Source organism: Shinella yambaruensis, from assembly GCF_022899355.1.
GTDB classification, from domain to species: domain Bacteria; phylum Pseudomonadota; class Alphaproteobacteria; order Rhizobiales; family Rhizobiaceae; genus Shinella; species Shinella yambaruensis.
On sequence record NZ_JALJCK010000004.1, the window covers coordinates 149,790 to 172,613 of the forward strand.

Here is a 22,824-nt window from a genome sequence, read left to right on the forward strand (position 1 = left end):
CGTAGCGTGCAAACCCGTCGCATGAAAAGCAGTTGGAACGAGCGGCAATCTGATATATCAGGAGGGTGAAGCAACTGTCCCCGCCATGGCCCCGGGGATGGAAACCGCCGCCGGACCGGCACAGACGGAGCATATCGACATGAGATGGAAGCGTACGATCCAGCTGCTGGACGTTCATTGCGAAGGCGAGATCGGCAAGGTGGCGATCGGCGGCGTGCCGAAGATCCCCGGCAACACGATCGCCGAGCAGCTCCACCACATCAACACGGTGGATGACAGCCTGCGCCGCTTCCTGTGCCTGGAGCCGCGCGCGGCCGCGACCGGTTCGGTGAACCTTCTGGTTCCCGCCAAGCGGCCGGAAGCCGATGCCGGCTTCATCATCCTGCAGGCCGACCAGGCGCACGCCTCCTCCGGTTCCAATTCGATCTGCGTCACCACGGCGCTCTTGGAATCCGGCATCGTCGAGATGAAGGAGCCGGAAACGGTGGTGGTGCTCGACACGGCCGCCGGCCTCGTCAAGGCGACGGCGACCTGCCGCGACGGGCGCTGCGAGAAAGTCAGGCTCACCATGGTGCCGTCCTTCGTGCAGGAGCTCGACGTGGAAATCGACACGCCGCACTGGGGCCGCGTGCGCTTCGACATCTCCTATGGCGGCATTTTCTATGCGCTCGTCGATGTCGATCAGATCGGCACGAAGATCGAGAAGGCCAATGCCCGTGCGCTTGTCGACGCCGGCATGGCGCTGAAGGACCTGATCAACACGTCGATGAAGGTGGTGCATCCGGAAATCCCGGAGATCAGTGGCGTTGCCTATGTCATGTTCCGTGATCGCGACCCGGATGGCCTGGTGCGGACCGCCACCACCATGTGGCCCGGCCGCGTCGACCGCTCGCCCTGCGGCACCGGCAACTCGGCCAACCTCGCCACGCTGCACGCCCGCGGCCTTGCCAAGGTGGGCGACACGTTCCGCTCGCGCTCGATCATCGGGTCCGAATTCGAGGTGGGGCTCGAGGCTGAAACGGTCGTTGCCGGCCGCAAGGCCATCATCCCGACCATCACCGGCCGCGGCTGGACGTTCGGCCTGCACCAAGTCGCGCTCGACCCGACCGATCCGCTGGCGAACGGCTTTGCGATGACGGATACCTGGGGGCCTCAGGCGGGCGAGATCCGCTGATCCCGCCCCAAGGAAAGGCTTAGTTTCCGGCGTAGTGCTTCTCGATGGCGCCGAGGGTGATCGGGTCGATCTCCGCATTCTCGGCACCGGCAATCAGCTTGCGTCCGGCAAGCACCTGCTTGATGGCAAGGCGGGCGTCGGCGCTGAGCTTTTCCGGCGTGTCGCGCAGAATGACCTCGAGATCGACATCGCGCATCTCGAAGGCCGCGACGAGGCTGGTCACCGCCTGCTCGACATTCTTCACGATGCCGGTGCCGCTCTGCTGCATCAGGCCGAATTTCAGCTTGCCGTAGCTGTCGCCGCGGTCGGCGGCCTGCTTGAAGTAGCCGGCGGCCGCGGCAAGGTCCTGCGAGATGCCTTCCCCGGCTTCCAGCATGAGGCCGAGATTGATCATCGCATCGACGCTGCCGCCCTCGGCGGCGAGGCGGTAGAAGGCCGCCGCCCGTGCATTGTCCTCCTCGATCAGGCTGCCGTCGTCGAGCAGCACGCCGAGATTGAAGGCGGCGGTCTCGTCGCCGGCGGCGGCTGCCTTGTCGAACCAGCGGGCTGCCGCCGCGCCGTCGATCTTCGTGCCGATACCGTCACGATAGGCGACGGCGAGATTGTAGGCGCCGAGCAGGTCGCCCAGTTCGGCAGCCTTCTTGTAATGGCTGAATTCCGCGGCGGCATCGCCGCGCTTGCCGAGCATGGCGCCGTAGTTCACCATCGCCACCGTATGCCCGAGCGCGGCTGCCTCCGCATAGAGCTTCATCGCCTCGAGGTCCTGGCCGGCGCGCTCCAGCGCCCGGGCAAGCTGGAAGGCCATGCGCGCCCCGCCGCCGGCATTGTAGGCCTCGCGGCAGGCCGACAGCGCCGGGCCGATCTTGATGTCGTCGAGCGCGACCGGCGCGAAGGCTGTGTCGCGCGTCATGTCGTAGCGGCTGCCGGCGCTGGCGTCGCACCGGTTTTCGATGGAAAGCGTATCGGCCCTGGCGCTGCCTGCGGCGCCTGCAAGAAGGACCGCGAAGAAAAGGGCGCGGCCAGCCGTCTTCATTCCTGTGGATCGCTTGATCATGATCCGTCTCCCTTCGTTGGATGACCGCACCTTAGAGGACGGGCGAAAGACGGCTGTTTCCGCGGGAACAGAAGGAGCGGGCAGGGCGGCGCATAAGGAGTGCAGGGCAGGCGGTGCGCGGTTGACGGCACGGTCTGCATCGGTTCAATTCCATTCCGTCGGGTTTGTTCTCGCGCGAAAGGCATGTCATGCGAACGCTCAACGCTTTCAGTCCGGTCTCCTTCAGCCGCAGGCTCTTCATCGCGGGCGGCGCGCTGGCCCTGACGGGCATCGGCATCCGCGCCACCCAGGCCAATGCCGTGATCGGCAAGGCCGTCGAGATCACCGGCGACGTCACCCGCAAGCAGGCGAACCATCTCGAGGGCCTGAAGGCCGGCGCGAGCCTGATGGACCATGATTTCCTCAAGACCGGCAAGGAAAGCTTCGCCTCGCTGGAGCTCGGCGACGATACCAGCCTGCTGCTCGGTAGCGAGACGGAACTCTTGATCGACACCTTCATCGCCGGCCAGGGCGGCGTCATCGAGCTCGGCACGGGGCAAATGGTCTTCGACCGGCCCGAAGGCCTTGCGAAGATCGACCTCACCATGCGCACCGCCTTCGGCATGATCGGCGTGCGCGGCACCAAGTTCTTCGCCGGTCCGAGCCGCGGCGTCTTCGCCGTCTTCGTCGAGCACGGCCTCGTCGAGGTCTCGGGCGGCGGCGTCACGCGTCCGGTCGGCCGCGGCGAGGGCGTCGAGATCGCGTCGGCGGGCGCCGCGCCGGGCGAGATCACCCGATGGGGCGAGGCCCGCATCCGCGAAGCCTATGCGAGCGTCGGAATCCGCTGACGCGCCCGTAAAATTGGGGGAAGGGCGGGTATGCGCCCGCGCCGGCCTGGGCGTCAATCGAGCGTGAACAGCTCCATCGTGCCGAAGCCGCGGATTTCGTGGTTGCCGATGGCGCGCAGCGGGCGGCTGGTTTCGCCGGCCGCGTGCGGCCCCACGCAGATCTGGGTCCCCAGGAACTTGTTGGCATCCTGCAGCCGGGCGGCAAGGTTCACGGCGTCGCCATGGGCGGTATAGTCCAGCTTGCCGCCGGTCCCCACCTCCCCGAGCACCGCCATGCCCGTCTCGACGCCGATGCGCGTGCGCCCGAACGCCTTTTCGAGGAAGGCGGGGCGGCGGCGCATCTCTTCCGTCAGCGCACGGATCTCGTCAGCGCAGGCAAGCGCCTTGTCGACATGGCGCTCCAGATCGTCGGGCGCGTTGAAGAGCGCGTGCACGGCGTCGCCCACCACCTTGTCCACCATGCCGCCATGCCGCGCCACGAGGGCATTGACCTCGGAAAAGTAGATGTCGAGCAGCTTGACGAGATCATGCGGTCCGATCTTCTGGGCAAGCGTGGAAAAGCCCTCTATGTCCGTGAACAGGGCCGTCACCTGCCGTTCCTCGCCGGCGACGCGGCCGAGATCCGGGTTGTCGATGTAGCGGGCGACGACGGATTGCGGCAGGTATTGCGCAAAGCGCTGGCGGGCCGTCGCTTCGGCCCGGCGCACATGGGCAAATTGCAGGAGGCCGGTGACGAGCGCCGCGGTGGCGACGATCAGCGAAACGCCGACCGCATCGGAGAGCAGCGCGGTGCGTGCATAGAGCAGGACCGACGCGCCGAAGACGAGGCCGACGAGCCCGATGCCGGCGAGCGCGGCAAAGAGCGGGCGAAGCCGCGCCGCCGCCAGCGCCGCCGCCGCCCCGGCGAGGAAGGCGAAGCCCGCTTCGACGGGCAGGAGGCCGAGGTCGCGCGTCGGGATATGATCGGTCAGGATGGCATTCGCCACGTCGGCATGGATTTGCACCGACGGTTCGAGCGGCATGGAGGCGCTGGTGCGCAGCCCGCCGAGATTGGGCAGGCTGCTGCCGATCAGCACGACCTTGCCGGCGATCCGGTCCGCCGGCACCGTACCCGCGATGACATCCGCCGCCGAAAGGGTCCGCGCGCCGATCGTGCCGGCGCTGCTCGCCACGAAGCGCAGGCTGCCGTCCTCGTCGAGCCGAAGAATGCGGGAATCATGGCGTAGCCAGGCCGGACGGCCGCCGAGCACCGGCGTGCGCGCACCGGCCGCGAGGCGCGCCGCCTCGACGCCGAGCGCCGGATAGGCGGCATTGCCGACGATCGCATAGGCCTGCACCCGGCGGACCACCGCGTCCTCGTCGCCGACGAGGAAGGCGGCGGCCGCCGCCTTGGCCTTGTCCTGCAGGAAGGAGCACGAGCTTTCCGTGCCGTCGATGAACCAGAGTTCCGGCACGTCGACCGGTTGTTGCAGGGCCAGCGCGGGCACGGGATGCGGCGCTCCGTCGAACGTTTCGCCGATGAGGAAGCCCAAGATGGTCGTCGTCTTGCCGATGGCGCTTGCCAGCGCTGCATTGGCGGGGTCGTCCGCGGCGCAATTGGTGCTGAAGACGAAGTCGAAGGCGATCGCGGCCGGTTTCGCGGCGGCCAGGTGTTCGATCAGCACCGCCGTCTGCGTGCGTGTCCAGTCTCGCTCTGGCGCGCTCTGGAAGGCCTTGCGGTCGATGTCGACGACGACGATCCGGTCGCTCTGGACCGCCGGAACCGCCTGGGTCAGGGCATCGAAATAGAATTCGCGCTGCCGCTCCAGCGCCGTCTCGCCAAGGGAGAACAGCGCCAGCGCGCCGGCAAGGCTCGCCACGAGGCCGGCGGCAAGCGGTCTGTATCTCTTGGCGATCATGACCCTGGGATCCGCGGGCTACGGCAATTCCGGCATGGATTCGTTGCGGCGCCGCGTTTTGGATTGCATCGGAACACTCTAGTCATCGTCCGGCTCGGCGATGGTCCGCAACCGGCCGATATGGCAATGGATGATGCCGTCGTTGCGGCGGATGGCGCCGGCTTCCTGCAGCGCGAGGATCGACCGGTTGATCTTCGGCCGGCTCGCGCCGACGATGCTGGCGATCTCGGTCTGGCTCAGCGAGATCTGGAGATTGGCGCTCTCCGGCAGCTCCTCGCCATGGATGTTGCGCAAGGTGGCGAGGAAGAAGCGCGCCACGCGCGCATCGAGATCGTAGAGCGCGATGGTCTCGAGCTGTTCCGTCGTCTCGCGCAGCTTGGTGCAGAGATAGTGGATGATCGCCTGCGCGGCCGTCGGGTTGCGGGTCAGGATCTCCAGGAAGTCGCGCTTTGCGATGACATAGCCTTCCGTCGCGACGACGGCGGTGGCATCGGCAGAGCGCGGCTGGCCGTCGAGGATCGCCATTTCGCCGAGGATGGAGCCCGCCTCGAGCTGGCGCAGCGACAGTTCCTTGCCCTGCGGCGTGATGAGCGAGAGCTTGATGCGGCCGGAAACGAGCACGATGAGATAGGTGCCCTCGTCGCCGCGCTGGAAGATCACCGTGCCGGCCGGCCATTTGCGAAAGGTGGCGATGCCGGCGATCTCGCCGATCGTGTCCTTGCCAAACCCCTCGAAAATCGGAAAAGAACGCCAGAACGCGGCACTCTTGTTGATCTCGTTCATATCCGGTTTCCCCCGACCGCCGCGGACGAAACAAACATACGCCGCTCGGTTGAAATCTTCGCCCAGCCGCCGGGCGCTTGCAACAGAAAAGAACGGAGCTTTCCGGGACGGCCTCGTCTCCTACTGGCAGATGCGGACGCGTTTGGTGATGGTCTTGCCATGTGGGTCTTCCGTGCGGATGCGCTTGGTGATGCAGGTCTGCTGGTAATGCCCGTAGTAGCCCTGCGCATAGGGCGTACCGGCATGGCCGGCCGCGATGAAGGTGAAGGAGACGGCGGCAAGGGCAAGGGCGAGGAGAGAATGACGCATGGAGGTTCCGGCAGGAGGGAGGCGGGGTGTCGTGATCTCGTTGTCGCACGGCGGCGACGCCTCTTCTGTTCCGCCGGGAACAGGCGATATCGTTCACAAAAAGAGAACGATCTGTCTTTCGATCGGCCGTCTAGTTTGACGAAAGAAAGCTGATATCTCTTCGTCAACGCAAACGCCGAAGCCTCAGGAGCTTTCCATGCAACAGAACGCCGTCGTCCTCGTCGGACGCATTCTTCTCGCCCTCATGTTCATCACCGCCGGTTATCCGAAGCTCATCGATCCCTCGGGCACGGCCGGCATGATCGCCGGTGCGGGCCTCCCGGCTGCGACCGCGCTTGCCTATCTCGCCGGCATCTTCGAACTCGTCGCCGGCATTTTCGTCCTCGTCGGCTTCCAGACACGCATCGCCGCCTACCTTCTCGCCGCCTTCAGCGTGTTCACGGCCCTCGTGTTCCACAGCGGCACGATCGCCATCGAAGGCTTCCCGGATGGCGCCAACGGCCTGCTCACCGTCTTCAACGGCCTGATGATGTGGAAGAACATCACGATCGCCGGCGGCTTCCTCGTGCTCGCCGCCTTCGGCCCCGGCGCCTTCTCGATCGACGCCCGCCGCTCGGCCGCCTGAACAGGCGCCGGACCCTGATCCTCCAGAAACCCTTCCCGGCCTCCGGGGAGGGTTTTTCGCCGTCAGGCCTTTGGAAAAGGCCGCTGCCGCTGGAAAGCCGAGGCTCTTGCTGCTATGCGCACGGGCAGACAGTCATGCGGGAGATGCCGATGTTTTCCAATTCCTTTCCGGACCGGGCCGTGATGGCGGAGCTGATGGCCCGCATGCTTTGGGAGATCAAGGCGGTGCATTTCCGCCCCGAGGAGCCCTACAAGCTCGCCTCCGGCATGGCCTCCCCGGTCTACATGGACTGCCGCAAGCTGCTCTCCTATCCGCGCATCCGCTCGGCGATCATGGATTTCGCCGCCGCGACCCTCGTGCGTGAAGCCGGCTTCGAACGTTTCGACGTGATCGCCGGCGGCGAGACGGCCGGCATTCCCTTCGCCGCCCTCCTCGCCGATCGCCTCGCCCTGCCGATGATTTATGTCCGCAAGAAGCCGAAGGGCCACGGCCGCAACGCACAGATCGAAGGCGTGATGCCGGAGGGCGCGCGCGTGCTCGTCATCGAGGACCTGGTCACCGTCGGCGGCTCCATGTTCACCTTCATCGACGCGATCCGCGCCGCCGGCGGCGTGGTCGACCACGGCATGTCGCTGTTCTACTACGGCATCTTCAAGGAGGCCGAGGCGCGTTATGCCAATGGCGGCGTCAGGCTGCATCACATCGCCACCTGGCGCGACGTGCTGGCCGTGGCGCGGCAGGAGAAGCTGTTCGACGACGTGACGCTCGCCTCCGTCGCCGCCTTTTTCGATGCGCCGCTCGTCTGGTCGGCCGCCCATGGCGGCGTTGCGGAACTGCCGACCTCGTAAAAGCCTCTGGCGCTTTCCATCGAGATCGTTTAAATCGATTGAAATCGGCTCTGCCGGAATTGCCTAGGGAGGAACGGGAATGATCCTGTGTTGTGGTGAAGCGCTGATCGACATGCTGCCGCGGACGACGACGCTCGGCGAGGATGCCTATGCACCCTATGCCGGCGGGGCGATCTTCAACACGGCGATCGCGCTCGGCCGCCTCGGCGTGCCGACGGGCTTCTTCACCGGCCTTTCCGACGACATGATGGGCGACATCCTGCGCAGGACGCTCGGCGAAAGCGGCGTCGACTACAGCTATTGCGCAACGCTTTCGCGCCCGACGACGGTCGCCTTCGTCAAGCTCGTCGACGGCCACGCCAGCTATGCCTTCTATGACGAGGGTACCGCCGGCCGCATGATCACCGAGGCGGAGCTGCCGCTTCTCGGCGATGACTGCGAGGCGCTGCATTTCGGCGCGATCAGCCTCATTCCCGAGCCCTGCGGCTCCACCTACGAGGCGTTGCTGCGGCGCGAGCACGAAAAGCGCGTCATCTCGCTCGATCCCAACATCCGGCCCGGCTTCATCAAGGACAAGGACGCCCATCTCGGCCGCATCCGTCGCATGGCGGCCATGGCGGACATCGTCAAGTTTTCCGACGAGGACCTCGCCTGGTTCGGCCTCGAGGGGGACGAGGAGGCGCTTGCCCGCCACTGGCTGCATCATGGCGCCAAGCTCGTCGTCGTCACGCGCGGCGCGCAAGGCGCCGTCGGCTACAGCGCGAACCACAAGGTCATCGTGCCGAGCGAGCGCGTGAGCGTGGTCGACACGGTCGGTGCCGGCGATACGTTCGATGCAGGCGTGCTCGCCTCGCTGAAGATGCAGAACCTCCTCACCAAGTACCAGGTCGCCCGGCTCGATGAAGACCAGATCGCAAAGGTGCTGGCGCTCGGTGCCAAGGCCGCCGCCGTCACCGTCTCGCGCGCCGGCGCCAACCCGCCCTGGGCCAAGGAAATCGGGCTGGCTTAAGCCGACGGGCGCACCCCGAAAAGGGCGTGCCAGGCCCAAAGTGCGCCTTCATCCGCCTGTCATCGCAGCGTGGTCAAAGGGGGCATGCTCGATCACACCGCTCCAGATTCGCCCGATGCCGCCCGCCCGAACGGCCCGGCGCCCACCGTCCTCGTCGTCACGGATGCCTGGCACCCGCAGCTGAACGGCGTGGTCCATACGCTGGAGGAGCTGGCCCGCTCGATGGCGGAGGAGGGTATCGAGGTCGCCTTCCTGACGCCGCAGGGTTTCACTACGGTGCCGCTGCCGTCCTATCCGGAGATCCGGCTCGCCATAGCCTCGAAGCGCCGTGTCCTGGCCGAGATCGAGAAGATCGCGCCGGACTATATCCACATCGCCACCGAAGGCCCGCTCGGCATGGCGGCACGGCGCGCCTGCCTGGAGCGCCGCCTGCCGTTCACGACGGCCTATCATACGCGCTTTCCCGAATTCATCAGCGCGCGCCTGCCCGTCCCGGAAAGCCTCAGCTACTGGTGGCTGCGCCGCTTCCACAATGCCGGCAACGGCATGATGGTGGCGACCAAGTCGCTCGGGGCGGAAATGGCGGCGCGGGGCTTCGTGCGCATCAAGCGCTGGTCGCGGGGCGTCGATACGAAACTGTTCGATCCGGCGCGGCGCCGCGATCTCGGCCTGCCGCGGCCCGTTTTCCTGAATGTCGGGCGCGTGGCGGTGGAAAAGAACCTGCCCGCCTTTCTCGGCCTCGATTTGCCGGGCAGCAAGGTCGTCGTCGGCGACGGGCCGGATCTTGCCGCGCTGCGCCAGCGGTATCCGGACGTGCATTTCCTCGGCCGCAAGACCGGCGAGGAGCTTGCCGCGATCTATGCCGCGGCCGATGTCTTCGTCTTCCCGAGCCGCACGGACACGTTCGGCAATGTCATGCTGGAAGCGCTGGCAAGCGGCGTTCCGGTCGCCGCCTTTCCGGTCACGGCCCCGCGGGACGTTCTGGGCGAGGGCGGCGCCTTGTCGGAGGATCTGCGGGAAGCGGCCCTTGCCGCGCTCGACATCCCCAAGGAGGCCGCGCGCGGCCGTGCCATGGCCTATAGCTGGCGCGCCTGCGCCCGCGAGTTCCTGGGCAACCTCGCCCGCGTGCCGCGCGATGCATTCGCGGCACGCCGCCTCAGCCTGCGCTGAGACTACGTCGCCGCCTTCAGCAGCGCGGCCACGAGGCCGGCTGTCGAGGAATCGTGCCCCGCGGCGCTTTCCTTGCCCTCCACGACCGGCAGCAGGCCCGTCGCCAGTTCCTTGCCGAGCTCCACGCCCCATTGGTCGAAGGAGTTGATGTTGAAGAGCGCGCCCTCGACGAAGACACGATGTTCGTAAAGGGCGATCAATCGGCCGAGCGCGAAGGGCGTCAGGCTGTCATAGACCATGGTGATCGACGGGCGGTTGCCGGAGAAGACGCGGTGCGGCGCGATCCTGTCCGCCTTCGCCTCGTCCATGCCCTTCGAGGTGAGCTGCGCCTTGGCCTCGGCCAGCGTGCGGCCCTTCATCAGCGCTTCGGACTGCGCCAGGCAATTGGCGATCAGGAGCTGATGCTGGTGGCGCAGGTCCTTCTCGTGACCGTTCGCCGCGATCATGAATTCCGCCGGGATGATCGCCGTGCCCTGGTGGATGAGCTGGTAGAAGGCGTGCTGGCCGTTGGTGCCGGGCTCGCCCCAGACGACCGGGCCGGTCTGGCCCTCGACCGGCGTCGAATCCATCGTCACGGACTTGCCGTTCGATTCCATGTCGAGCTGCTGGAGATAGGCCGGGAAGCGCGACAGGCGCTGATCGTAGGGCAGGATGGCGCGCGAGGGATAACCCAGCACGTTGCGGTGATAATAGCCGATGAGGCCGAGCAGCATCGGGATGTTTTCCCGGATCGGCGCTTCGCGGAAATGCGTGTCGATCGCGTGGCCGCCGGCGAGGAATGCGGCAAAGTCCTCCTTGCCGATGGCGATCATCAGCGGCAGGCCGATAGCCGACCAGATCGAGTAGCGCCCGCCGACCCAGTCCCAGAAGCCGAAGACGCGGTTTCCCTCGATGCCGAAGGCGGAGACCTTGTCGAGCGCCGTGGAGACCGCACAGAAATGGCTGCCGACCGCCGCCTCGCCGAGTGCATCGGCGATGAACCTGCGCGCCGTCGCGGCATTCGTCATCGTCTCGATCGTCGTGAAGGTTTTCGACGCGACGATGAAGAGCGTGGTTTCGGCCGAAAGAAGTTTCAGCGTGTCGGCGATATGCGCGCCGTCGATGTTCGAGACGAAATGCAGGCGGGGACCGTCATGATAGGGGGCGAGCGCCAGCGTCGCCATGACGGGGCCGAGATCCGAGCCGCCGATGCCGATGTTGACGACGTCGGTTATCTTCTTGCCCGTCGCGCCTTTCAGCGCGCCGGAGCGGATGCCGTCGGCAAAGGCGCCCATGGCGTCGAGCACGGCGTTGACGTCCGGCATGACGTCCTTGCCCTCGACGAGCACCGGCGTGTTGGCGCGGTTGCGCAGCGCCGTGTGGAGCACCGCGCGCTCCTCCGTGATGTTGATGATGGCGCCGGAGAACATCGCGTCGCGCTTGCCCTCGACGTCCGCGTGCCGGGCGAGTGCTTCCAGCCCGTCGAGCACCGCATCGTTGACCGCACACTTGGAATAATCGAAGAGGAGGTCGCCGAGCGTGGCGTTGTAGCGGGAGAACCGCTGCGGATCGGCCGCGAAGGCAGCCCTTATGTCTGTGGCGTTGGTATCGCGAACGATGGATTTCAGCTTTTCGACAAGCGCGTTCATCGGCGTCTTCCTTGGCTTGGGACGATGCCGGCTAGCTAGTCGCTTTGGCAGGAGCAAATCAAGACCGCAAATGCCACTTGGCGAAAAAATTAAATCGGTTTAACCGGGGCGCACGTCAGCCCCGGAGATCCTTGCGCAATATCTTGCCGACATTGGATTTCGGCAGCTCGTTGCGGAACTCGACGAATTTCGGCCGCTTGTAGTTGGTCAGGTTCGCCGCGCAATGGGCCTTCACGTCCGCTTCGGTCAGCGCGGGGTCCTTGCGCACCACGAAGAGTTTCACCGCCTCGCCGGAATGCTCGTCCGGCACGCCGATCGCCGCGCATTCGAGAATGCCGGGATGCGACATCGCCACTTCCTCGATCTCGTTCGGGAAGACGTTGAAGCCGGAGACGAGGATCATGTCCTTCTTGCGGTCGACGATCTTGATAAGGCCCTCCGGCGTCATGAAGCCGATGTCGCCGGAGCGGAAGAAGCCGTCCGGGGTCATCGCCTTGGCCGTCTCGTCCGGCCGCTGCCAGTAGCCGGCCATGACCTGCGGGCCGCGGATGCAGATCTCGCCCACCTCGCCGAGCGCCAGCGTCCTGCCGTCGTCATCGCGGATCTCGATGTCCGTCGAGGGCAGCGGCAGGCCGATCGTGCCGGTGAATTCCGGCTTGTCGAAGCGGTTGGCGGTCGCCACCGGCGAGGTTTCCGAAAGGCCGTAGCCCTCGGTGATGGCGCAGCCCGTCATCTTCTGCCAGCGCTCGGCGACCGGCCGCTGCACCGCCATGCCGCCGCCGAGCGTCAGCACGAGGCCGGAAAGGTCCAGCTTGGCGAAGTCCGGATTGTTCATCAGCGCGTTGAACAGCGTGTTGAGCCCGGGGAAGATATGCACCCGGTATTTCGCCAGCTCCTTGACGAAGGCCGGGATGTCGCGCGGATTGGCGATCAGCACATTGTGACCGCCGAGCGCGATGCCCATCAACCCGTTCACCGTCAAGGCGAAGATATGGTAGAGCGGCAGCGCGCAGATGAAGACGAGCTGGTCCGGCCGCTTCTTGATATGGAAGGTCGGCTCGATCCACAGCTTGATCTGCTCCATGTTGGAGAGCAGGTTGGCATGGGTCAGCGTCGCGCCCTTCGAAACGCCTGTCGTGCCGCCGGTATATTGCAGGAAGGCGGTGTCGTCCGGCGCGATGTCGACGGGTTTCAGCGTGCCGCGCGCGCCTTCCGCCGTCACCTGGGTGAACGGCACATGGCCCGGCAGCGACCAGGCCGGCACGAGCTTCTTCACCTTGCGCACGACGAGGTTGACGATGAGGCCCTTGAGCCCGAGCATGTCGCCCATCGTGGCGACGACGACATGCCTGACGGCCGTGCGTGAGACGACCTGCGCCACGGTGCTCGCGAAATTCTCCAGCACGAACAGTGCCTTGGCGCCGGCATCCTTCAGCTGGTGTTCGAGCTCGCGCGGCGTGTAGAGCGGGTTGACGTTCACCACGACGAACCCGGCGCGCAGGATGCCGAAGATGATCACCGGGTTCTGCAGGATGTTCGGCATCATGACGGCGACACGGTCGCCCTTTTCGAGGCCCTTTGCCTGCAGCCAGGCGCCGATCCGGGCCGAGGCCGCCTCGAAATCGCGGAATGTCAGCGTCTTGCCCATGCTGGTGAAGGCCGGGCGATCGGCATAGCGCGCGCAGCAGCTCTCGACGAGGGCGCCGATCGAGGCATGTTCGAGCGGGGCGATCGCCTCCGCCATGCCTTCCGGGTAGGAGGCAAGCCAGAAACGGCCGGTCGGTTGCTGGGAAGTGTCCTGGATCGTGGCCGACATGATGTTCCTCCTCTTGCGCGCGGTCCCGCCGGCACCGAAGGGTCCTCCAACCATCCGATGCACACAGGATGAAGCTTTTGACAAGCGTCATCAAGGGCCATCGGTAACTTACATTGACGTAAACGTCAACAATCCACCTGCGGCCCGCCGTTCCATCTTTCGTGAACGGGCGACCGCGCCTGTCTGCGACCTCTCGGCGCGCCCCGCCAAAAAAACCACGTATATGTTTAACATTCTTGGGATACACCTTATCTAGACAGTCGGCCGGAGCCCGGCCCCAAGGGAGTGGACGAGTTTGCTGCATTCGGAACATCGCAGAAGTGAGCCCCGGTTTCTCGGCGCGGCGCGCCCGAGCAGCGTCGCGCTCATATCGCCCATCTCGGCGGCGCGCTGGCTCCTCGTCCTCATCGTGTTCGCCGGCATCTACTTCTTCCACGGCTTCGTCGTGCCGGTGCTTGCCGCGCTTGTCATCGCCTTTGCCAGCTGGCCGCTCTATTCGCGCCTGCTCGCCCAGGTGAACGGCAATCGCACGCTCGCCGCCTCCATCGCCATCCTTCTGATCCTCGCCTTCATCGTCGGGCCGATCATGATCGCCTCGACCTATGCCTTCCACGAGATCCGCGACTGGATCGGCTGGGCCGTCGAGACGAACCGCACCGGCGCGCCGACGCCGGACTGGATCGGCGCGTTGCCGGTGATCGGCGGCTGGCTCGACATGCAATGGACGCGCTTCCTCGATCACCCGGGGGCCATCGGCGAGCTGACGCAGATCGTCAGCGGCGCGAATATCGGCAATATCTACCGGGTTGCGCTGGCGGCCGGCGGCAAGGCCTTCGGCCTGCTGCTCGCCATGCTGTTCATGCTGATCGCCCTCTTCTTCATCTACCGCGACGGCCAGTCCTTCGCCGGCCAGGTGGATCGGCTGGGCGAGCGCATCCTGCCGATGCGCTGGGAGCGCATCTCGCGCATCGTGCCGGCGACGATCAGCTCCACCGTCACGGGCATGACGCTGATCGCCATCGGCGAAGGCATCGTGCTCGGCATTGCCTACTGGATCGCCGGCGTGCCCTCGGCCGTCACGCTCGGCGTCCTGACCGGCATCATGGCGCTCTTCCCCGGCGGCGCGCCGCTCTCCTTCACGCTCGTCTCCATCTATCTCGTCTCCAGCGGTTCGCCCGTCGCGGGCCTCGCCCTCTTCGTCTGGGGATCGGTCGAGCTCTTCATCGTTGACAAGACGCTGCGGCCCCGCCTCGTCGGCGGTCCGATCAAGCTGCCGTTCCTGCCCACCTTCTTCGGCCTCATCGGCGGCGTGAAGACCATGGGGTTCCTTGGCCTCTTCATCGGTCCCGTCCTCATGGCCCTCCTCGTCGCCATCTGGCGCGAATGGATCCGTGAGGTGGATGCCACCGAACCGCCGTCGCCGATCATCCTCGAGCCGCCGTCCGACACCGGCTCGCGGCTCGATCCGGAACACAAGGTCGGCTGACCGAGGCTGGAAGCCCTCAGCGCATGCGTCAGCCGCGTGACGAAAGAATCCGCCTGCACGCCGCAAGCCCGCCGGTCTCGGCGGGCCTTCCTGCCTCGCGCGGTCGAAGGCCGGTGTGCTTCGCCCAGACGCCTGTGCTCCAGGCACGTTGCCGGCGACAGGCGGTTCTCCGCTCCTGGCCGCCGAACCACCGTCGTCTGGCCCGCGCCGATATGGTAGCCTTGCGGCATGAACGAGCTTTCCAGCGAAACATTCTTCAGCGCGCTTCCCGTCTTCGTCGATTTCGCCGGCGTTGCGGACAGCCACAACTATCATGCGCTGCCCGCCGGCTGGGCGCTGGCGACGGCGGATATCGTCGATTCCTCCGGCGCGATCGAGGCCGGCCGCTACAAGGCGGTCAACATGGCCGGCGCCAGCGTCATCTCGGCGGTCTTGAATGCGCTCGGCAACAACGATCTTCCCTTCGTCTTCGGCGGTGATGGCGCCATTGTCGCCGTGCCGCCTTCCGGTGCCGAAAGGGCGTGCAGTGCCCTTTCGGCGGTGCAGAACTGGGTCGGCAAGGAACTCGGGCTGACGCTGCGCGTCGCGCTCGTTCCCGTCGCCGAGATCATCGCCGCCGGGCGCGAAGTGCGCGTCGCACGGTTCCAGGTCACCCCGGACGTTTCCTACGCGATGTTTGCCGGCGGCGGGTCGAGCTGGGCCGAAGCGCGCATGAAGGAGGGGCGCTTTGCCGTGCCGCCGGCACCGCCGGAGGCCCATCCGGACCTTACCGGCCTCTCCTGTCGATGGAACCCGATCCGCTCCCGCCACGGCGACATCGTCTCGATCATCGCGCTTCCCGCTGGACAGGGCAACGCGCAGGCCTTCGAAGCCCTGGTCCTGGAGATCGTCGCATTGGCCGGCGGCGAGGAGCGGGAGGGCCATCCGATCGCGCCGGAGGGCCCGCAGATCGGCCTGTCCGGCGCCGGTTTGTCGGTGGAAACGAAGGCGGCCCCGAAGGGAGGGCGCATCCGGCACTGGTTCGTCATCCTCGGGCAGCATCTCCTGACCGCTGGCCTTTACCGCCTCGGCCTGACGCTCGGCCGCTTCGACCCCAAGGCGTACCGCCGGGATGTGGCCCGGAATGCGGATTTCCGCAAGTTCGACGATGGCTTGAAGATGACCATCGATATCGACCCGGCACGGTTTCGGCAGATCGAGGCCCGGCTGGAGCAGGCCGCAGGCGCCGGCATCTGCCATTTCGGCCTGCACCGGCAGGATTCGGCGCTGATGACCTGTATCGTGCCGACGGCGCTCCGGCGCGACCACATGCATTTCATCGACGGCGCCGCCGGCGGCTACGCCATGGCCGCCACCCGCCTGAAAAAACAGATATCCGACGCGCCGACCGCGTCGTGAACAGGCATTTTACGGGTTTGGAAGTGAGTGGTGCCGCTTACGTGACTCGAACACGTGACCCCATCATTACGAATTGTTTTTCGTAACAATATCAGAGATTTAGACACTGTACGAAATCGTTGGACCCTACTGGACAAGCCATTGGCCGGAATCCACTTTCAGGAGTTGAGAGGTAGCACAGGGTATCACCCGGTTGCCACCCCTTTGATCCCGCGACACTACTAGCAGCCTACAGTTCGCGGTTGGCGCTACTAATCGGCACGGCACCAGCCGGACCTCCCCCTATCAACGGCGCTCACAGTTTGGGGCGGGGAGGGAGTCCGTGGGCGTCGGGATGTCCCGGTTTCCTCAGCTTCTTGATCGCACAATGACGGCCTGTCCTAGCCGCGAATTGCGTGTCCGAACGGGACGCCGGATTTTTCGTAGCTCCACGTTCGAACTTGAAAGCAATCCTTACAAGTTGCCGCACGTGGATTTGCCGTTGGAGCCAGTTGTTGCACGATGTGCAACAACTGATTGGCGTGGGGCATCCCAGCGGTGCTCGCAGTTGGGGTGAGGTCGCGGAATCCATGAGTGGACGGAGGCGGCGGTTCACCCGATTTCTTGAACATCAATGCGAATATTGCGTTCTACGTCAGTTGATCGTGTACTCACGCCACGGAATGCGATGAATTGAAACCGATGACATGAACTTCGCGATATCGGGCCGACCATAGTACGTGGGCCGACCTCGGCTGTCCTGAGCCATCAGGACAACCGGAATCCCAAAAACCCGCATGAAGCTGCCAATCGCGTTCGCGGCCTCTAATCTGTTTTGAACAACATGGGGCTTAACCACTACGACTGCGAAGGTCTGACCTTGTTCGCTGATGACAGCACCTTGAATGCGCATTTCGTTTCTCCTTATGCTGCCATCTTAAGGCTGCGGGTATTGATCCAGTCCCACGCCTCTTGAGGCAGCCAGCCTTGATAATCGCGGGTAACGCCAATCACGAGGAAGAAGTCATTCTTATCGACATGAGGTTCCAGCTTGTTCCAGATGCCCTGCGCACTCAGCGCGGTATCAACAAGCCACGTCGAGCCCAAGAAATGCCACCAGTCACCACAGCTCTTTATGGCTTCGTGGAGCGCGTCGTAATTCTGACCCGGACGCTTCAGGTCGTAGTTGATCGCGTAAATCACGGTGGGCCTCCTTGAGCCGATAACGCGTGAGAGTGGCAGGCCGAATACCTCCGGCCCGCCATGATACCCGCCCTACTTCTTGTTGGGACGCTGTGTGAGAGCCGACGCTGCCGCAGTCTTGGCAGCCTTGCTCGAGTTGGGGTTGCTGAGCACCTTTGCAGCGGCCGACGCTGCCTTTGCGCTGGTAACTTCCTTGTTCGCCATATAAATCACCTCCTTTCCTTGGAGTTTTGGTTGTACGCCTACCGCAGGCGGCGCTTTACTTCCTCGATCAGCGTGGGAGAGCCGGCGACCTCGAACGAGAGGTTATTCAGAGACCGCCCGATGACCTTGACCGTCGGTGCCGCACCTGTTTCGGGATCGCGGACGCTCCGCAGCTTCTTAGTAATCCCGTCCTGCACCTGCTTCAGCATCGCTCTCTCCAACTGATTGGCGATGTTGTTGGGCCGCACTGACCGCCCGTTCAGCTTGAATTCCACCTTCACCATTGTCCGATCTCCAAATGGTCGCAGTCGGTCATTTGGCCTTGACCCGCCGAATCAGGAGTGATTCACTAAGTGTCCCACTGACTGGTACGGACGCTAGTGATTTGCGCTTCATCTGTCCAGTCTGTGGCACACAAATTCTATTCTAAGGCACACAAGGGGAGAGGTATGAAGATCGAAGACCTTGCAGGTCTCGTGCAGAAGAAGAAGGGAAGCATGGGTGTCCGCGCCACCGCCGCCGAGATCGGAATCAGCCCTACTACGCTGTCCAGAATTGAGCGCGGTCACGTTCCCGACATGGGTACTCTTGAGAAGGTTTGTGCGTGGCTTGAAGAAGATATGGCCAAGTTCACAGGAATAGGCGGTTTGCAGATCGCCTTTAAGAAGAATCAGGCAATATCTCCCGATACCGCAAAATCACTGGCCGTTTTAATCGAACTGGCCAGCAAGCAGTTTGTCGAGAAAATCGAAGCGGAAGGACATTAGTTGCTGCGTCGGGGGTTCAAGTCTCAATGCGAGCGTAGATCGGTCGAGATTAGGAAATCTCTTGGCCTTGCTCATGATGAGCCGCTTCATGGCGTCGATCTAGCAGAGCAGTTCGGCGCTACTGTCTGGAACGAGCGCGACGTCACCGGACTGCCCGCGCTAGATCTACGCCAGTTGACTGTCGTGGATGGTCAAAGTTGGTCGGCTTTCACGCTGCGAATTGGCAATCGCCACTTGGTTCTGTACAACTCATCGCAGTCTGCACCTCGAATTAATAGCGTCATCATGCATGAGCTGGCTCACATAGCTCTTGGCCATGAACTCCATTCCGCCAGCCTTTCGGAGGACGGTCATTTGGTCCCTTCGAATTACAGTCAGGATCAGGAAGACGAAGCGGATTGGCTGGGTGGCACACTCTTGTTGCCTCGGCCCGCACTGCTACGCATCCGGCGAGCCGGCCTAACCGACACTGCCGCCATGAACAAATTCTTGGCCAGCGAGGAAATGCTGAAGTGGCGCTTTCGGATGACCGGCGTCGACTACCAGCTTGGGTATGGGCGCAGAAAAGCGGCCGTCTAGCGAATACGGCCCCAGTGTTTCATGCCCCGTCATAGCTGCGGTCCATCAGAGCCTTGGCTTTGTCCAGCGTGGTGACATCAGTGATGATGATTTCAAGGTCGCCCGTGCCGAAATGGCCGATGTTGCGCACGTCTCGGGTGAAGCCGGGCTCAAGTTCAATAGTGTCCGGATCGACCTTCACGAACACCTTGAGGTGCCTGATCTGGGGCTTGACCTCGACGCACGCAAAGTTCTTTAGGCGGCGGAAGGCGACGTAGTTGTCCAGGGTCTTCAACTCGACATCATCACCCAGCGCTAGCAGGTACGCCTTCGTCGCCTCGTAGAGGTCGACAAGGTCCTGATCTGCGTCCGCGAGGTACTGCGTAACCGTCTTCTGGCGAGATCGTGGTCGCGCTGCCGCAGGCTCGCCTTGAGTGTCGATGCTGGCAGGGATTTCGCGCGCGGGTCGTTCCGATGCCGAGGTAAGCAGTTCGAACAGCAATAGCTCGTCGCCAAATCGGCGATAGCGAACAAGCGCAATGTTCCGGTTCATCTGGTTGACCGCATGGGCGTCGTACTTGGTGAAGTCGCCGGCAATGCAGATCAGGCGCGGGGTGCCCCAATCGACCGCCTTTGCCTGTTCGGCGCCGAAGCGCTCCAGAACAAGCCATTCGAAATCGCGGCGATGGTCCATTAGCCAGTCGAGGTAGAATAAGCCTTGGTTGATGACGTTCTCATTGCTGGCCCGCTTGTACTCGACGATCACCGGCGAACCGTTCTCGTCGATGCCGAGTGAGTCCATGCGCCCACCGTTCGTCGTCGGAAACTCGGAGGCTAGAAACCTCACCCCGAGAAAGGCTTCCATGTTGCGTTCAATGAGCGTCTGTAGCGACTTCTCCAGCGCAACCGCGCTGCCGCGAAGCTCTGTGACCGAAGTGCTGTCCGTGCGGAAAAGTTTGATATCGCTCATGTTGCCCCCCGGCAATTTCTGCTACTGGCTTACGCCAAAATCCATCACTCGGCTGATTTTCCTTCCCGGACGCGCCTAAAGATTTCGAGCGCAAGATGCTCGTGCGCAGCCGAGCGAAATTCCTTGTCGGTCATCACGCGCGAGAAGATTTCCTCGTTGCCTTCCATGCGGTCGATGAACAATTCGTCCAGCATCCGCTCCAGATAGGAAGAGAAGTTGGCGAGGTTGTTCGCCTTGGCGGCTTCGACGATCTTGTCGTCTTCCTCTGCGCTCGCACGTATCTGATCGAAAAAGAACTGGTCGGCTTCGGTGAAATTCGTGCCGAACCGCTCATTCAGCTTCGACACCAGCGTGGACAGTGCAACTGCTTCCTCGCTGAAGCCGCCTGTACCAACATCGGTCGGTCCTTTAAGCGGCGTGGCTTCGCCATAGCCGAGGTCGATTGACCCTTCGGTCATCTGTTGGAGGCGGAAGAAGCGGAGCGCGACTTCGTCGTCCAAGGCGAAAGCTTGGCCGTCGCCAGGCGGCGGTAGCTTGGCGATCAGGTTGCGGACGAAGGCGTACAACTTTTCAAGTTCGCTGTCCTGATAAGGGATGATCTGCGAGAGGAAGGCGTAGAGGTTGCGGAAGGCGGTCAGTTGGCCACGAAACTCATCCTGTTGCTGCTCTTCCCTCTCGCCAAACCTCTGCACGACCGCGTCGAGCACCGCATTCATCAAGCGGTGGTCGGTGGCTGAGTGATCACGCTTGCCACGATACCATACCTCGGCAAAGGCATTGACGTCCTCCGGCGCGAAAATCGTCCATTCCAATAGCTTGTGCTGCAATTCCGAAAGCCGATGAGGATCGGCATTCTCGCCAATCGGCGTCGCCTCGTAATAGGGCTTGAACGCCTTGTAGATGTCGTCTTCCTCATTGGCGAAATCGAGCACGAAGGTGCGCGCCTTCCCGGGAGCCATCCGGTTTAGCCGGGAGAGCGTCTGCACGGCCTGCACCCCCGCCAACCGCTTGACCACGTACATGGTTTGCAACAAGGGTTGGTCGAAGCCCGTTTGATACTTCTCGGCGACCAGGAGCACGCGGTAATCGTCGCGCTCGAAGGTTTCGGGCAGTTCGCTTTCGGCTAAGCCCTCGTTCATGGAAACTTCGGTGTAGGACGCGCCGGGGTCTTCCGGGTCCTCGACCGTGCCCGAAAAGGCCACCAGTGACCGAATGCCCGTATAGCCGTTGTTCCTGATATAGCGGTCAAAGGCCAACTTGTATTTGACGGCGGCGAGCCGTGAGCCGGTGACAACCATCGCCTTGGCGCGCCCGCCAAGCTCGTGCATGACGTAGAGCCTGAAATGCTCCACGATGACAGACACGACCTGCTCGATATTGACCGGGTGCAGCTCCAGATACCGGGTCAGCGCCTTCGCCGCCTTCTTGCGCGGCACTTCGGGGTCGTTCTCCACCTGCTTGATGAGGCCGAAGAAGCGCTTATAGGTCGTGTAGTTTAGGAGGACATCCATGATGAAGCCTTCTTCGATGGCTTGCCGCATGGTGTACTCGTGGAACGGCGATGTGCCCGATGGTCCCGGCTCGTCAAACAGCACCTTGGTTCTGAATTTCGGGGTTGCGGTGAATGCGAAGAACGAGAGGTTTGGCTGACGAGCGCGCTTTAAGGCATCCCGCAGCATCGCCGCCTTGGCCTCGTCGGAAAGGTCGTCGTCTTCCTCGTCCGACATCTGTGCCGCGATTGCGGCCTCAATACCGTCTTTGTTCAGCATGCCCTTGAGCGCGGTGGCAGTCTCACCGCTTTGAGAGGAATGTGCCTCGTCCACGATGACCGCAAAGCGCTTGCCTGCCGTGTCGATCTTCACGCCTGTTCCCTTGCCTTCAAGAGTGGAGAGCGCCTGCGAAATGAAGGGGAATTTCTGAATCGTCGTGATGACAATCGGCGTGCCCTGCGACAGGGCGTGAACGAGTTGCTGGGTGTCTTCGTCGATCTTCTCGACCACCCCGGTCTTGTGCTCGAATTGATAGATGGTGTTCTGTAATTGCTGGTCGAGCACGCGGCGGTCGGTGACGACCACGACCGAATGAAACACCTTCTCGTCGTTGGCGTCGTGCAGACTCGCTAGCCGGTGCGCCAGCCACGCAATAGAGTTGGATTTCCCCGATCCTGCCGAGTGCTGAATAAGATAGTTTCGCCCTGCGCCGTTCTCGCGCGCATGGGTAACGAGTTTGCGCACCGCGTCGAGCTGGTGATAGCGCGGGAACACCATCGTTTCCTTGCGGATGGTACGCACGCCCTTGTCGGTCTTGACCTGCCGTTCCTTCACCTCCAGGTGCATGAAGCGTTGCAGGATATCGATCAGGCTATCGGCCTGTAGCACCTCGTCCCAGAGGTAATGAGTTTTCCAGTTTTCCTCGACCGGCGGATTGCCCGCGCCATGATTGTTGCCCCTGTTGAACGGGAGAAAAACCGTCTCCTTGCCCTTGAGGCGCGTGGTCATCCACACCTCGTCCGGGTCCACCGCGAAATGCACCAGCGCCCGTTTCTTGAAGGCGAACAGCAAATCGCGCTCGTCGCGCGCATCGCAATACTGGCGAACTGCATCCGCCGCGCGCTGGCCGGTGAGCGGGTTTTTCAGTTCCGCAGTTGCCACAGGCAGGCCGTTCAGGCTCAGCGTCACGTCGATGATGCAGCGCCGGTTCTTGCCATCGGCGCCTTTCATTGCCGAGGTGAAAGCGACCTGCCTTGTGATGGTCAGCCGGTTGGCGGCATGGGACGCGGCAGCTTCGGGATTCATCCCTGAATTGGGCCGGAAATAGGCCAGCCGGAATGTCTTGCCGTAGCATTTGAAGCCATGCCGCAGGACGTGGAGCGTGCCCTTGATGTCGAGTTCCTTGGCGAGACTGTCTAGCACCGTCGCTTCGGTCTTCGCCCCGAGAAGGGCTTCAAGCTGTGCCCACCTTGCCGCCTGACTGTCCCTGAGAAAGCCTGTTACATCCCCGGGAAACAACGCCAATGACTCGTTGTAAGCCGCCTGTGAGCGAGTGGCATAGCCACCCGCGCCAACTAGTCCGGCTTCAATGGCTGTCTCAAAATCGCTTTCAGTATGCCCCGCCATCC

General features: G+C 63.6%; 21 protein-coding genes. 10 read left to right on the top strand and 11 right to left on the bottom strand.

Annotated features, from left to right (window positions below):
* Window positions 1–139 precede the first annotated feature (139 nt).
* A complete protein-coding gene (locus MUU56_RS10695; RefSeq protein ID WP_244767293.1) occupies window positions 140–1,174 on the top strand; it encodes a proline racemase family protein in 1,035 nt (344 codons plus the stop codon).
* Window positions 1,175–1,193: 19 nt separating this feature from the next.
* Here MUU56_RS10695 and MUU56_RS10700 read toward each other — a convergent pair whose 3' ends face one another.
* Entirely contained in the window at window positions 1,194–2,228 is a 1,035-nt protein-coding gene (locus tag MUU56_RS10700; protein WP_244767294.1) for a tetratricopeptide repeat protein, read from the bottom strand.
* Window positions 2,229–2,416: 188 nt separating this feature from the next.
* Between MUU56_RS10700 and MUU56_RS10705 the strand changes: the two genes are divergently transcribed.
* Window positions 2,417–3,055 carry a FecR family protein gene (locus MUU56_RS10705; protein ID WP_244767295.1) on the top strand — a complete coding sequence of 213 codons (639 nt, stop codon included), beginning with the start codon at window positions 2,417–2,419 and terminating at the stop codon, window positions 3,053–3,055.
* 53 nt (window positions 3,056–3,108) lie between these two features.
* On the opposite strand, the gene MUU56_RS10710 is transcribed toward MUU56_RS10705, so the two are convergent.
* The 3 genes from MUU56_RS10710 to MUU56_RS10720 all read right to left on the bottom strand — a co-directional run bounded on the left by MUU56_RS10710 (window position 3,109) and on the right by MUU56_RS10720 (window position 6,045).
* Complete coding sequence (locus MUU56_RS10710) at window positions 3,109–4,950, bottom strand: CHASE2 domain-containing protein (RefSeq protein WP_398430425.1); 1,842 nt, start codon at window positions 4,948–4,950, stop codon at window positions 3,109–3,111.
* Window positions 4,951–5,031: 81 nt separating this feature from the next.
* Window positions 5,032–5,736, bottom strand: coding sequence for a Crp/Fnr family transcriptional regulator (locus tag MUU56_RS10715; RefSeq protein WP_244767297.1), 705 nt, complete (start codon window positions 5,734–5,736; stop codon window positions 5,032–5,034).
* A gap of 120 nt (window positions 5,737–5,856) precedes the next feature.
* The gene (locus MUU56_RS10720; RefSeq protein ID WP_244767298.1) at window positions 5,857–6,045 is read right to left on the bottom strand and encodes a hypothetical protein; all 189 of its coding nucleotides are present in this window, start codon (window positions 6,043–6,045) and stop codon (window positions 5,857–5,859) included.
* A gap of 154 nt (window positions 6,046–6,199) precedes the next feature.
* Here MUU56_RS10720 and MUU56_RS10725 point away from each other — a divergent pair, with 154 nt between their 5' ends.
* The 4 genes from MUU56_RS10725 (at window position 6,200) to MUU56_RS10740 (ending at window position 9,697) form a co-directional block, all read left to right on the top strand.
* Window positions 6,200–6,670 (top strand): DoxX family protein, encoded by a 471-nt coding sequence (locus MUU56_RS10725; RefSeq protein ID WP_263193576.1) that lies wholly within the window; start codon window positions 6,200–6,202, stop codon window positions 6,668–6,670.
* 149 nt (window positions 6,671–6,819) lie between these two features.
* On the top strand, window positions 6,820–7,518 hold the full coding sequence (locus MUU56_RS10730; RefSeq protein ID WP_244767300.1) for an orotate phosphoribosyltransferase: 699 nt from the start codon (window positions 6,820–6,822) through the stop codon (window positions 7,516–7,518).
* Between the two features lie 79 nt (window positions 7,519–7,597).
* Window positions 7,598–8,527 (top strand): carbohydrate kinase family protein, encoded by a 930-nt coding sequence (locus MUU56_RS10735; RefSeq protein WP_244767301.1) that lies wholly within the window; start codon window positions 7,598–7,600, stop codon window positions 8,525–8,527.
* Between the two features lie 84 nt (window positions 8,528–8,611).
* Window positions 8,612–9,697 carry a glycosyltransferase family 4 protein gene (locus MUU56_RS10740; RefSeq protein ID WP_244767302.1) on the top strand — a complete coding sequence of 362 codons (1,086 nt, stop codon included), beginning with the start codon at window positions 8,612–8,614 and terminating at the stop codon, window positions 9,695–9,697.
* A 2-nt stretch (window positions 9,698–9,699) separates the two neighbouring features.
* On the opposite strand, the gene pgi is transcribed toward MUU56_RS10740, so the two are convergent.
* Window positions 9,700–11,325 carry a glucose-6-phosphate isomerase gene (gene pgi, locus MUU56_RS10745; protein WP_244767303.1) on the bottom strand — a complete coding sequence of 542 codons (1,626 nt, stop codon included), beginning with the start codon at window positions 11,323–11,325 and terminating at the stop codon, window positions 9,700–9,702.
* A 115-nt stretch (window positions 11,326–11,440) separates the two neighbouring features.
* Window positions 11,441–13,141 (bottom strand): long-chain fatty acid--CoA ligase, encoded by a 1,701-nt coding sequence (locus MUU56_RS10750; RefSeq protein WP_244767304.1) that lies wholly within the window; start codon window positions 13,139–13,141, stop codon window positions 11,441–11,443.
* A gap of 367 nt (window positions 13,142–13,508) precedes the next feature.
* Here MUU56_RS10750 and MUU56_RS10755 point away from each other — a divergent pair, with 367 nt between their 5' ends.
* Both MUU56_RS10755 and MUU56_RS10760 read left to right on the top strand, forming a co-directional pair.
* Window positions 13,509–14,627, top strand: a complete 1,119-nt coding sequence (locus tag MUU56_RS10755; RefSeq protein WP_244767620.1) for an AI-2E family transporter — start codon at window positions 13,509–13,511, stop codon at window positions 14,625–14,627.
* Between the two features lie 228 nt (window positions 14,628–14,855).
* Entirely contained in the window at window positions 14,856–16,025 is a 1,170-nt protein-coding gene (locus MUU56_RS10760; protein ID WP_244767305.1) for a DUF3095 domain-containing protein, read from the top strand.
* A gap of 634 nt (window positions 16,026–16,659) precedes the next feature.
* Here the strand turns inward: MUU56_RS10760 and MUU56_RS10765 are convergent.
* The 3 genes from MUU56_RS10765 to MUU56_RS10775 form a co-directional block, all read right to left on the bottom strand.
* Window positions 16,660–16,917: a hypothetical protein gene (locus MUU56_RS10765; protein WP_244767306.1), complete on the bottom strand. Its 258-nt coding sequence runs from the start codon at window positions 16,915–16,917 to the stop codon at window positions 16,660–16,662.
* Window positions 16,918–16,928: 11 nt separating this feature from the next.
* On the bottom strand, window positions 16,929–17,207 hold the full coding sequence (locus tag MUU56_RS10770) for a hypothetical protein (protein WP_244767307.1): 279 nt from the start codon (window positions 17,205–17,207) through the stop codon (window positions 16,929–16,931).
* 242 nt (window positions 17,208–17,449) lie between these two features.
* On the bottom strand, window positions 17,450–17,695 hold the full coding sequence (locus MUU56_RS10775; protein WP_244767308.1) for a hypothetical protein: 246 nt from the start codon (window positions 17,693–17,695) through the stop codon (window positions 17,450–17,452).
* Window positions 17,696–17,860: 165 nt separating this feature from the next.
* Here MUU56_RS10775 and MUU56_RS10780 point away from each other — a divergent pair, with 165 nt between their 5' ends.
* Entirely contained in the window at window positions 17,861–18,178 is a 318-nt protein-coding gene (locus tag MUU56_RS10780) for a helix-turn-helix domain-containing protein (protein ID WP_244767309.1), read from the top strand.
* Entirely contained in the window at window positions 18,179–18,757 is a 579-nt protein-coding gene (locus MUU56_RS10785; RefSeq protein WP_244767310.1) for an ImmA/IrrE family metallo-endopeptidase, read from the top strand.
* Between the two features lie 19 nt (window positions 18,758–18,776).
* Here the strand turns inward: MUU56_RS10785 and MUU56_RS10790 are convergent, their stop codons facing one another.
* Both MUU56_RS10790 and MUU56_RS10795 read right to left on the bottom strand, forming a co-directional pair.
* Window positions 18,777–19,706, bottom strand: coding sequence for a DUF5655 domain-containing protein (locus MUU56_RS10790; protein ID WP_244767311.1), 930 nt, complete (start codon window positions 19,704–19,706; stop codon window positions 18,777–18,779).
* Between the two features lie 44 nt (window positions 19,707–19,750).
* Window positions 19,751–22,822 (bottom strand): type I restriction endonuclease subunit R, encoded by a 3,072-nt coding sequence (locus tag MUU56_RS10795; protein WP_244767312.1) that lies wholly within the window; start codon window positions 22,820–22,822, stop codon window positions 19,751–19,753.
* Window positions 22,823–22,824 lie beyond the last annotated feature (2 nt).